Here is a 9,952-nt window from a genome sequence, read left to right as displayed (position 1 = left end):
ACTTATGGTTAAGGTTGTTGCCTCAACGGTAAGGCTTCCTGAGGAGGCTAGGTTAATGCTTTCGAGTTACGCTAAGGTTTATGAGATACCTAACCTAAGTGAGCCTGAGTTGGTTAAGGTACTTGAGGATGTTAATGCCTTACTCTGCTGGTGCGGTAGTGACTTTGACTTAACTAGGTGGGTGAGGTACATGCCTAATCTTGAGGTTATTCAAACCTTCTCAGCTGGTGTGGATCACTTACCATACTCATTAATACCAAGTAACGTCAAGATATACAGTAATGCTGGAGCCTACTCAGTGCCCGTGGCTGAGCATGCGTGGGCGCTCATATTAACTTTAGCTAAGGGTGTTCACTCAAGGTTAATGGATAGGAGTCAATACTTAAATGATCAAGCCTACTCACCAAGGCAATTAACTGGGAGAAATCTCCTAGTTCTTGGAACAGGGGGCATTGGGAGTGAGGTGGCTAGGGTGGGTAAGTTGGCCTTCAGCATGCGGACCATAGGCATTAATAGGAGTGGTAAGCCTGCACAGTACTTTGATGAGGTTCACCCCATTAGTGAGCTTAAGGGTGTTTTACCGAGGGCTAACATAATGGTGATAGCATTACCCTTAACTAAACACACTAGGGGGCTTTTAGGTGAGGCTGAGCTTAACCTACTCCCTGATGATGCAATAGTGGTTAATGTAGCTAGGGGTGATATTGTTAAGGAGGATGACTTGTACAGGGTTTTAACGAGGAGGCGTGGTTTAAGGTTTGGTACTGATGTTTTCTGGGATTATGGTTCGGGGGAATCCTTAATTCCAAGAACAGGATTACTTAACCTCCCAAACTTCATAGGTACACCTCACATTGCCGGCGGAGCTCAACCTGAGGTCGCCAGGAACGCCATAATAATGGCTGTTAATAACCTCATTAAGTACCTTAAGGGTGAGGGTGCATTGAATGAGGTTAATAGGAGTGATTACGTTTAGGAATTATTAATAATCCTAATCCTCTCCTCCTTAATCCTAACGCACTCCCTGATACTTAATTGACCAGGCGCAGTCCCATCACCTATTGAGCAGTACATTAAGGCTGTGCCAAGCATTATTGCAGCAGCCCTCTGGATAGGCTGCATAGGCACTACGGCCACAGGCACCTCCTTCTCATTAACCAGTAATTCTACTAATGCTGGTAAATCATCATCATTAATTGTAGCTACCTTATAGGTGAAGGCGTTCATGGAGTTGGCTAATGCGTAATCGCTATTAATTAATTCTCTAATGCCAGGACGCCTATTAAAGATATGCCTAGATAATATTACCCTATCCCATGATGTAATGTAGTCAGCGTACTTCCTGATGAATTCAACTTCAATATCTACTAGGGCGCCGTTTTCATGAGCAGTATTAATGATTTTAAGCTTTAGTGATGGATCAACTTGATTAACACCCCCCTCTCCAGGATCCCTAACGGTTACTATTACCTTAACCCTGCTTAATAATTCTCTAATTAACTTACTTAACTCATTTAACTTAGCCTTAACTTCATTACCCATGTAGTCAAGCCTCAACTCAACAGCCTCACACCCACTGGGTGGGTTTAACTCACCAATACCCCTAACGGGTACTGCACACACAAGCATTGGCCTATCAATGCTTAAGGCAGTATTATGAGGCATTGGGGAGTAATGTATTTCAACGGTTATATACTTAACTCAAGCTATGCGTGGGGCAATATTTGTAGTCAGTGACAGTAAAGTTAAGGATGTTGCATTACTCGTAAGTGAGGAATTGGGGTTACCTATAGTTACTAGTGTAAGTAATGGTGTTTTACCAATACTTAACCCTGAGTCCGGTAAAGGGATTTTTGAGTCCTTGGTAAGGAGCATTAATGATGATATATTCATAGTGCTCATTATAGGTAAGGGGACTTGGTCCATTATTGAGAAGGCTATGCCTCAGGTTGATATTGCTAGGTTACTTATGAAGCTTGAGTTAAGGAACATTGGTTGAACTTGGCTTAACTAGGATTAATACTCTTCTCATACTTTAATATTAATTCATCATAAGCCCCCTGGTCTATTTCCTTAATAACCTCCTTAGGGTCCTTACCATTCACGGTTAACCCAATGGACCTGCATGTACTAACCACCTGCTTTAAGGCTGATTTAAAGGACTTACTACCTAGTTCCTCAATCTTAATTAAGGCCACCTCAGCCAGCTTCTCCAGTGGTATATCGCCTATTATCTCCTTACCGGCCTGGTGGCTTGGTGAATCCTTACCAACAACCTTAAGTATAATGTCTGTTATCGGTGGGTAATCAATATTAATCCTAATAACCCTCTTGGATGAGTCATCGTACTCAACCTCAATGTTAAGGTTCTGGAAGCCAAGTGCACTCACTTGCTTAATCCTATTGTTAATTAGATTAACAACCTCCTGTGCATTTAACCCAGCACCCTGCAACTGCTGCATGACCTGCGGAGGCACCTTACCACCACTCGTCTGAATCCTAATAACCCTCTTCATTAGGCCCCGTTCCCACTCCCTCTTTTAAACTTGACCCAAGGCAACTTAATCCCATAATTAAAGCACTGGGTTAGAAATAAAGTTAAGTAACATTGATTTAAATGGATTCCAAGCGCTATAATTAAGTGGATTAAGTAGGGTTACATTACTAGGATTGGCCCCCACCAATCTTCTCCTCCTTACCATGCCTCACTATCCTAACCTTTGTTTCAATGGGGACATGCAGCCCCACATTCTCTAGAATATTATATAATTCACCATCAGTTAATTCACTAATGGCTCCATCCCTACGTAGCTTGATTAATTGCCTAAATACCGATAATGCAGCCTCTCCATATATTTCAATTGCCTTATTAATTATCTCCCCAGCCCTCTCACCCTTAACCATAGCCTTAATCTCGCCTACCACATCTATGGGCTTCTCCTCAAGGCTCTTTTTAGGCTGCTGTGCCATTAGGTTCATTAACTTCCTAAGCCTTATTAACTCAAGTTCAGGATCCTTATCACTACTCATACTGATTAACTCTAGGTAGGTGCATCAGTTATAAAACATTCTCCTTAACCTAATGATCCTTACTTATGGCTAAGGATGGCGCATTTATTCAGGGAGGAGTTAATTGCCTACGCGCCTCCCTTACGGAAGGCAACCTCATGCCTAAGCTTAAACTCACGCTGCCTCTGCTTCCTCCTCCACTTATACTTATGAGTCTCCCTTAAGCCAACACTAAGGAGGCCTCTAGCCCTCCTACCTGCTGGCGTAATACCCCTGAATGCCATCCCCCTCTTAGGCTTTATCACACCCCTCTTGGGTATTGAGGGTAATGGTAATTGGGATGCATCGGCGGCATTAATTACCTTACTTATGTATTCTTGAAGGGCCTTAACATTCCACTCCCATGTTGATTTACGCCTAGCATCAATGGGTATACCTAGGAGCCTAGCCTCATTAATAGTTAAGTTAACAGCCTTAATCTCACTAATTGAGAATCCCCTACCCTGCTTCAGCCTGCTGCTTCTAGGTGACTTAACCATGGCCACAGGTGGATTAATGGACACGGCTAAACCTTAGGCTAAGGCATTAATAAGCTTTACTGAATAAGATTAGGCTAAACATGGGTTACTCCCTTCATTTAATTTAATTAAGGCTGTGGATTCACGGTACTATATTGAAATTAGGGTAATGGATGCCAATATACGCAATAGATCTTTCCTAAATTTAAGGAATTAAGCTAAGGGTTACTAATTCATTTTTAAAGAGTAAGGTAATTCACCCTATTGCAGTATGAGTGGTGATGAAGTGCTCATGATTAATACTGTGTCGAGAATTGGATACGGTATAATGGTAATAGCAATACCTTACTATATTCCAAGCCACTTCTCAGCATTAGTGGGTGTGGTATTATCTGCTTATCCAATAGCTGAAGCCTTGGCATCAATACCAGTGGGCTTAGTGGTGGGTAGGTTTAAGGCCAATTACTTGGTTTCAATTGGAGTATTGATCATGTTTGCTTCATCAGTCTTATTCACGGTGAGTAATGATTGGGTTACGTTAACCATCCTTCATGGTATAATGGGTGTTGCTGCAGCATTAATGACCGTACCATTATTAACACTAGTAGCGTATAGGAGGATTAAGTTGGGCTTAGGGTACGGTGGTTTCTTCTCAACATACTTCGCAGGCTACATAGTAGGTATTGGTATAAGTGGCTTAATGCAGAGGTTAATCAACAATAGTATTGAGGCGGCCCGGGTATCCATGCTAATTGCCTCAGTAGTATTTTTAGCAACACTACCGCTCGCATTAATGCTTAAGGGTAAACGTGGCATTAAGGTGCATAGGAAGCGGGGGCTGAAGCATAGTGAGTTAACCCTCCTCCCACTTTGGTTGGGCATAATGATTATGCTTGGGATAGCCTTCACCCTACCCACAGGCTTAACTAGCCATCTTAACATTAGTGGAGCCTACGTTGCCCTAATATACGTTGCAGCAGCGTTAGTATTAGCCTTCGGCATGATGATGTTCGGTGCATTGGCTGATAGGATAGGGGTCATGAGGGTCATTATGATTGGTTTAATTGGCTTAACCCTAGTAATAGGTATGGCTTACTTAGCAGTGTCTGGAGTAATAAGCATCAGTAGCGCCATCATACCCCTAGTACCCTCAATCCTCCTGGCCTCAGCCCTAGTGCCATCAATATACGCATATGTTGGATACAGGATTGAGGAGGGGTCTGAGGGGTTAATAATGGGTATCTACAATATACCGACAGCAGTGGGTATAGCGGTGGGTAACCTACTCGGTGGCTTCTCAATAAGCCACCTTGGCCTAGGTTTAACAGTGGCCTTAGCAGCACTAGTACTGGCACTAGCTACACTTCTTACTGGAGTACTATGGATTATTCAGGATACACACCACCGTAGTAATCAGCCGACTTAGGCGTCTTCACTAATACGTGTGGGTTCAATTCATCACTCCAGTAACTTGGTGGCTAGGCAGTTAATAAGTGTTTCCAAGCCATTAAATAGTCTATTTGCTTAGGCCTGAATCTACCTAGACTACTATATTGACGAGTAAAACTTATAAATGAATCAATAGCAACTACTTATGCAAGCCTCAGTGATAGGTTATATAAATAGAATGAGGCGGATAATAAATATGGTATATATATTATTCACCATCTGTACGGCGGCTGCAGGCTCTTTAATGGTTAGGGCGCAATTGCAGCAGTTAAGTGGATACCCCTCATCATCAGTACCCAATTGGCTTAGCCCAGGCAGTAACGCCTGGGAGCTTACAGCGGCCACATTAGTTGGCTTAATGAGTGTACCTGGTTTAATGCTGTTCTACGGTGGTTTAACCAGGAGGAAGTACGTCATAAACACAATGATGATGGTCCTCTACGCCTTCTCAATAGTGCTGGTTCTATGGATTCTCTTTGAGTACGAGATGTCCTTTGGGCCACCCCTATTAGCCATTAAGGGGTTTGGTATATTAGGTAAACCAACCCCCGTACTCACCAGCGGTATACTTACCTCACAGGCTGATATACCATTAGCCAATCAACAACCAAACATATCACTCCCCACCCTAGTATACTTCCAGTTCGTGTTCGCTGCAATAACACCAGCCTTAATAGTTGGTGCCTTAATAGAGAGGATGAATTTTAAGGCTTGGATGCTCTTCGTACCATTATGGTCAGCCTTAGTTTATGGACCATTAGCGTACTGGCTATGGGGTGGTGGTTGGTTAGCTCAATTGGGTGCAGTGGACTTCTCTGGGGGTTACGTGATACACCTTGATGCTGGTGTAGCTGCCGTGGTTGCGGCAATGATGATTGGGCCAAGGCTTGATGGTGAGAGGAAGCTTAGCCCGCATAATTTAACTCAAGTAGCCACTGGCCTAGGCCTACTTTGGCTTGGTTGGAATGGATTCAACGGTGGCGACCCATACGGTGTAACCATTGATGCTTCAATAGCCGTATTAAACACTAACCTAGCTGCCGCAATAGCCTTATTAACATGGCTAATACTTGATGTAACCGTTAATGATAAACCAAGCCTAACCGGCGCCGCATCAGGGGCCGTGGCTGGTTTAGTTGGAATAACTCCGGCTGCCGGCTATGTTAATGGGCTTGGTGCGCTGATAATAGGCTTAGCCTCAGGCGCCGCAGCCTGGGCTTCCCTAAACCTAATCCAATATAGGCTTAAGCCAATTAGGAACATTGATGATGCCACTGGCGTGTTTTCAACACATGCAATACCAGGCTTCCTGGGTGGCGTATTAACGGGCGTATTTGCTGATCCTCATGTGGCGGCTTTAATAGTGCCTGGGTTATCAGGTGCATTATATGGGAATACATACCAGTTAATAATTCAAATTGTGGCAGCCCTTGTGGTTGCAGCCTACAGTGGATTTATGACCCTCCTAATACTAAAGCTCATAAGTAAGGTTACGCCACTTAGGGCATCACCAATCACACTGAGTGTTGGTGATAGGGAAATGCATGGTGAGGTGGCTTACGATGAGTATGCGTTCCCAATTCAAGCTAGGGATATTGAAGTGATTAATGGTAGGAGTAGGGAATGAACCATGACGTATTAAATTATTCATATAGGTATTTATGGTCTTATAATTAATGATTCTGCTAATGCTATATAATAATTTACTTAAGCTATATATAGTAATGCATTTAAATTTAAAGGGTTTCAATAATTAATGGTTCTCAAGGTGGGTATCCTTGGTTCAGGTTTCGCAGCTAGGGAGCTTCACTTACCGGTCTTAAGCAGGATTGATGGCATTGAATTATCTGCAATATTCGGGATACCTTATGAGGATGCGCTCCTATTGGCCAGGAGGTTTAACATACCTAAGGTGACTGATGACTGGAGGAGTATTATTAATGATTCAAGCATAGATATTGTGCTTATAGCCACACCAACGTATACGCATAAGGCCATTGCCGAGGAGGCTATTAAGGCTGGTAAGGATGTAATGCTTGAGAAGCCCATAACCCTAACAGTTAAGGATGGGGAGGAATTGGTTAAGGCCTATGAGGCTGGGGGCATTAAGTTGATGGTAGCCCACTGCCTAAGATTCTGGCCTGAGTACGTTAGGGCTAGGGAATTAATAATGGCTGGTAGGGTTGGTGAACCTAGGGTTATTAGGGCATATAGGCTTAGTTCACATCCAGGGCGCTGGTTCAGGTTCCAGGAATTGAGTGGTGGGGTTGCAGTGGACATGAGCATACATGACTTAGATTACTTGAGGTGGACCTTTGGTGGTGTTAAGAGGGTTTACGCAATAGGGGGCATATACTCCAGTGAATCAGCCACATCAATAGACCACTTCATGGCTACCCTGGAGTTCGATAATGGGGCTGTGGCCTACGTTGAGGGTTCGTGGGCTATGCCTAGGAATTACCCATTCACAACATACTTCGAAGTATCCGGCACTAACGGCTTAATGGCTGTTGATAATCAATCCACAGCCACTGTTGAGGCTTACATTAATAACTCATACTATAGGTACAGCCCAATGATGAAGGACGCCTACTACCTGGAGTGGATTGCATTCCTAAACTGGGTTAATAAGGGTGTTAAACCACCCATTGAGCCTCATGATGCTGTTGAGGCGCTTAGGCTTGCCTTATCAATTAATAAGAGTATTATGGAGGGTAGGGTAGTTAACCCAAGTGAGGTGAAGTGACCATGGTGCTCCGCTTTGCGGTAGTCTCATACGCACACATGCATGCATGGAGCTACACCAGGGCTATTAAGGAGCTTGAGGCTGAGGGTAAGGCAAGCCTAGTAGCTGTCTTCGATAATAACGCTGATAGATTAAGGAGGGTTCAGGAGGCCTTTAAACCCAAGGTGGTTTACAGCGACTTCGAGAAGTTAATGGCTGAGGGTGGCTTTGATGCAGCTGTGGTTGCTTCAGAGAACGCTAGGCACATAACCTACGCCCTACCCCTCATTAAGGCTGGGGTACACGTTATTGTTGAGAAGCCCATAACAACATTAGTGAGTGATGCAGTAACCATGGTTAATGAGGCTGATAGGCGTGGCGTTAAGCTTCAGGTAGCCTTCGTAATGAGGTATCATGATGCAGTGGTGGAGGCTAAGAGTAGGGTTAGTGAATTTGGGGGAATTAAGTCAATAACAGCGACTAACCATGGCACATGCCCCTTCGACTGGTTCGTTGACCCTGAGTTAGCGGGTGGTGGAGCAATGATGGATCACATAGTTCACGTAGCCGACTTAATAAGGTGGTTCACTGGTAAGGAGTTTGAGGAGGTTTCAGCCTTCGTGGGTAGGAACATTAGGCCTCAACTTAAGGTTGAGGATAATGCCCTAATACTGGCTAAGCTGAGTGACGGCACGCCTGTATCAATTGACTCAAGCTGGTCTAGGCATGAGACGTGGCCAATATGGGGTGACGTCTACATGAGGATACTGGCGGAGCGCGGCGTATTAACCATTAATGCCTTCAACCAAAACATATCCCTAGCCGATGATAAGGGATTCCACTGGGTATCCTACGGCCCAGATGCGGATAGGAATATGATCGAGGACTTCATTAGGATTATTGAAAGCAACCTAACACCCAGGGCCAGTGGGCTTGATGGCTTAAGGGCTCTTGAAGTGGTTGCAGCTGCATATAAGTCATGGAGGGAGGGTAGGCCAGTTAAGATTAGTGAAGTAAGGGTTCAGTGACTTAAACGTAAAGGCACTCAAGTTTGCATGCATTTAAAGAAAAAGTATATAAAGATTTTACAAATTAATTAATTATGAAGGCTAATTGGTTAATTAGAAGGATAGGATTAGCAGTAGCTACCTGGTTTGTTGCATTATTCATAAGTTACGTGCTTTTCGAATACGCTCCAGTTAACCCAATAAACTACATACTATCCCAATTGGGTATGCTCGGTGGCGGCACCAGCGGTGTAGGCGGCACTGGGCCTGCATTAATGAGTAGGGGGAATTACGAGTACATTGTTCAATGGGCCTCAGCCTTCATGATTCACGGTAATCCAGCCGTAGGTTTCGCTAAATACATAGTGAACACATTCAGGGGTGACTGGGGTTGGTCAGTGGTATATGGTTTACCCGTATTAACGTTAATAGCCAGGTACCTTCCCTGGACTTTGTTTATTGTTGTTTCTGCTAATTTGATTGCTTTCTTTGTGGGTGTTTATCTTGGTCAGTATATGGCTTATCATAGGGGTTCTACTGGTGATCAGGCTGTTACGCAATTCATAACAGTAAAAAGATCAATACCAGTTTACATTTATGCGGCATTACTGGTTTACTTCCTAGGCTTCGAGTATCATATTTTCCCAACCCACGGAGCATACTCTGGTACTCCAGGCTTTAATTTGCCTTTTATTATTAGTGTTCTTTATCATGCTGCTTTACCCATCTTCACGCTTGCCTTCTCCTCCTTTGGTCATTGGGCCTTAAGCATGAGGGGTAACATCATCTCAGTACTGGGTGAAGACTACGTAAACTACGCTGAAGCAAGAGGACTACCAAGCAGCTGGATACAGAGAAGATACGTAGGAAGAAACGCACTACTACCACTATACACAGGAATAATAATAGCACTAGGCACATCATTCGGTGGAGCAGTATTCGTTGAGACTGTTTTCTCATATCCAGGTGTTGGTGCATTGTTCTCATCATCACTTGGTAATGGCGACTGGGCCCTTGGAATGGGTATTCTACTTATACTCATATTAGCGGTAATATTAGGTATGGTTATTGCTGACTTAACATACTCACTAATAGACCCAAGGGTGAGGCAAGGATGATGGAGGTCAGTTACAGTAGGGTTGAAGGAGCCATTAAGAGTGTATTTAATATTTTGAGGCTTATTTGGGTTAATAAGTCAGCTAGGTTTGGCTTACTCACGCTTATGTTCTATATATTAATGGCTA

At 43.7% G+C, this 9,952-nt stretch carries 11 protein-coding genes; 7 read left to right on the top strand and 4 right to left on the bottom strand.

The features are described from left to right. Window positions 1–976 (top strand): 2-hydroxyacid dehydrogenase (locus BP896_RS00110; protein WP_291764440.1); only part of this gene is annotated, 976 nt, incomplete at its 5' end. Here the strand turns inward: BP896_RS00110 and BP896_RS00105 are convergent. Continuing rightward, the gene (locus BP896_RS00105; RefSeq protein WP_291764438.1) at window positions 973–1,665 is read right to left on the bottom strand and encodes a type I 3-dehydroquinate dehydratase; all 693 of its coding nucleotides are present in this window, start codon (window positions 1,663–1,665) and stop codon (window positions 973–975) included. The genes BP896_RS00110 and BP896_RS00105 overlap by 4 nt on opposite strands. A gap of 43 nt (window positions 1,666–1,708) precedes the next feature. On the opposite strand from BP896_RS00105, the gene BP896_RS00100 reads away from it, so the two are divergent. Further along, window positions 1,709–1,999 carry a hypothetical protein gene (locus BP896_RS00100; RefSeq protein WP_291764436.1) on the top strand — a complete coding sequence of 97 codons (291 nt, stop codon included), beginning with the start codon at window positions 1,709–1,711 and terminating at the stop codon, window positions 1,997–1,999. Window positions 2,000–2,006: 7 nt separating this feature from the next. On the opposite strand, the gene BP896_RS00095 is transcribed toward BP896_RS00100, so the two are convergent. The 3 genes from BP896_RS00095 to BP896_RS00085 all read right to left on the bottom strand — a co-directional run bounded on the left by BP896_RS00095 (window position 2,007) and on the right by BP896_RS00085 (window position 3,572). Beyond that, window positions 2,007–2,516 (bottom strand): 50S ribosomal protein L11, encoded by a 510-nt coding sequence (locus tag BP896_RS00095; protein WP_291764433.1) that lies wholly within the window; start codon window positions 2,514–2,516, stop codon window positions 2,007–2,009. A gap of 148 nt (window positions 2,517–2,664) precedes the next feature. Further along, window positions 2,665–3,030 carry a DNA-binding protein gene (locus tag BP896_RS00090; RefSeq protein ID WP_291764431.1) on the bottom strand — a complete coding sequence of 122 codons (366 nt, stop codon included), beginning with the start codon at window positions 3,028–3,030 and terminating at the stop codon, window positions 2,665–2,667. 107 nt (window positions 3,031–3,137) lie between these two features. Further along, window positions 3,138–3,572, bottom strand: a complete 435-nt coding sequence (locus BP896_RS00085; RefSeq protein ID WP_291764429.1) for a ribosomal protein L13e — start codon at window positions 3,570–3,572, stop codon at window positions 3,138–3,140. A gap of 226 nt (window positions 3,573–3,798) precedes the next feature. Between BP896_RS00085 and BP896_RS00080 the strand changes: the two genes are divergently transcribed. From BP896_RS00080 to BP896_RS00060, 5 genes are all read left to right on the top strand, one after another. Continuing rightward, complete coding sequence (locus BP896_RS00080) at window positions 3,799–4,953, top strand: MFS transporter (protein ID WP_291764427.1); 1,155 nt, start codon at window positions 3,799–3,801, stop codon at window positions 4,951–4,953. Window positions 4,954–5,172: 219 nt separating this feature from the next. Continuing rightward, complete coding sequence (locus BP896_RS00075; RefSeq protein WP_291764426.1) at window positions 5,173–6,603, top strand: ammonium transporter; 1,431 nt, start codon at window positions 5,173–5,175, stop codon at window positions 6,601–6,603. 129 nt (window positions 6,604–6,732) lie between these two features. Then, window positions 6,733–7,722 (top strand): Gfo/Idh/MocA family protein, encoded by a 990-nt coding sequence (locus BP896_RS00070; RefSeq protein ID WP_291764425.1) that lies wholly within the window; start codon window positions 6,733–6,735, stop codon window positions 7,720–7,722. A gap of 2 nt (window positions 7,723–7,724) precedes the next feature. Continuing rightward, window positions 7,725–8,729 (top strand): Gfo/Idh/MocA family protein, encoded by a 1,005-nt coding sequence (locus BP896_RS00065; protein WP_291764424.1) that lies wholly within the window; start codon window positions 7,725–7,727, stop codon window positions 8,727–8,729. 74 nt (window positions 8,730–8,803) lie between these two features. Then, window positions 8,804–9,826: an ABC transporter permease gene (locus BP896_RS00060; protein ID WP_291764423.1), complete on the top strand. Its 1,023-nt coding sequence runs from the start codon at window positions 8,804–8,806 to the stop codon at window positions 9,824–9,826. Window positions 9,827–9,952 lie beyond the last annotated feature (126 nt).

The organism is Caldivirga sp. UBA161 (genome assembly GCF_002506515.1).
Classification (GTDB): Archaea; Thermoproteota; Thermoprotei; order Thermoproteales; family Thermocladiaceae; genus Caldivirga.
The sequence above is the reverse complement of the archived record's forward strand: the minus strand, read 5'-3'. Positions and strand labels throughout refer to the sequence as shown.

What these genes read in the sequence shown, in the direction of transcription:
- BP896_RS00060 (WP_291764423.1), top strand. Translation starts at nt 8,804, where the DNA reads ATGAAGGCTAATTGGTTAATTAGAAGGATAGGATTAGCAGTAGCTACC.
- BP896_RS00070 (WP_291764425.1), top strand. Translation starts at nt 6,733, where the DNA reads ATGGTTCTCAAGGTGGGTATCCTTGGTTCAGGTTTCGCAGCTAGGGAG.
- BP896_RS00090 (WP_291764431.1), bottom strand. Translation starts at nt 3,030, where the DNA reads ATGAGTAGTGATAAGGATCCTGAACTTGAGTTAATAAGGCTTAGGAAG.
- BP896_RS00100 (WP_291764436.1), top strand. Translation starts at nt 1,709, where the DNA reads ATGCGTGGGGCAATATTTGTAGTCAGTGACAGTAAAGTTAAGGATGTT.
- BP896_RS00095 (WP_291764433.1), bottom strand. Translation starts at nt 2,516, where the DNA reads ATGAAGAGGGTTATTAGGATTCAGACGAGTGGTGGTAAGGTGCCTCCG.
- BP896_RS00105 (WP_291764438.1), bottom strand. Translation starts at nt 1,665, where the DNA reads ATGCCTCATAATACTGCCTTAAGCATTGATAGGCCAATGCTTGTGTGT.
- BP896_RS00075 (WP_291764426.1), top strand. Translation starts at nt 5,173, where the DNA reads ATGGTATATATATTATTCACCATCTGTACGGCGGCTGCAGGCTCTTTA.
- BP896_RS00080 (WP_291764427.1), top strand. Translation starts at nt 3,799, where the DNA reads ATGAGTGGTGATGAAGTGCTCATGATTAATACTGTGTCGAGAATTGGA.
- BP896_RS00065 (WP_291764424.1), top strand. Translation starts at nt 7,725, where the DNA reads ATGGTGCTCCGCTTTGCGGTAGTCTCATACGCACACATGCATGCATGG.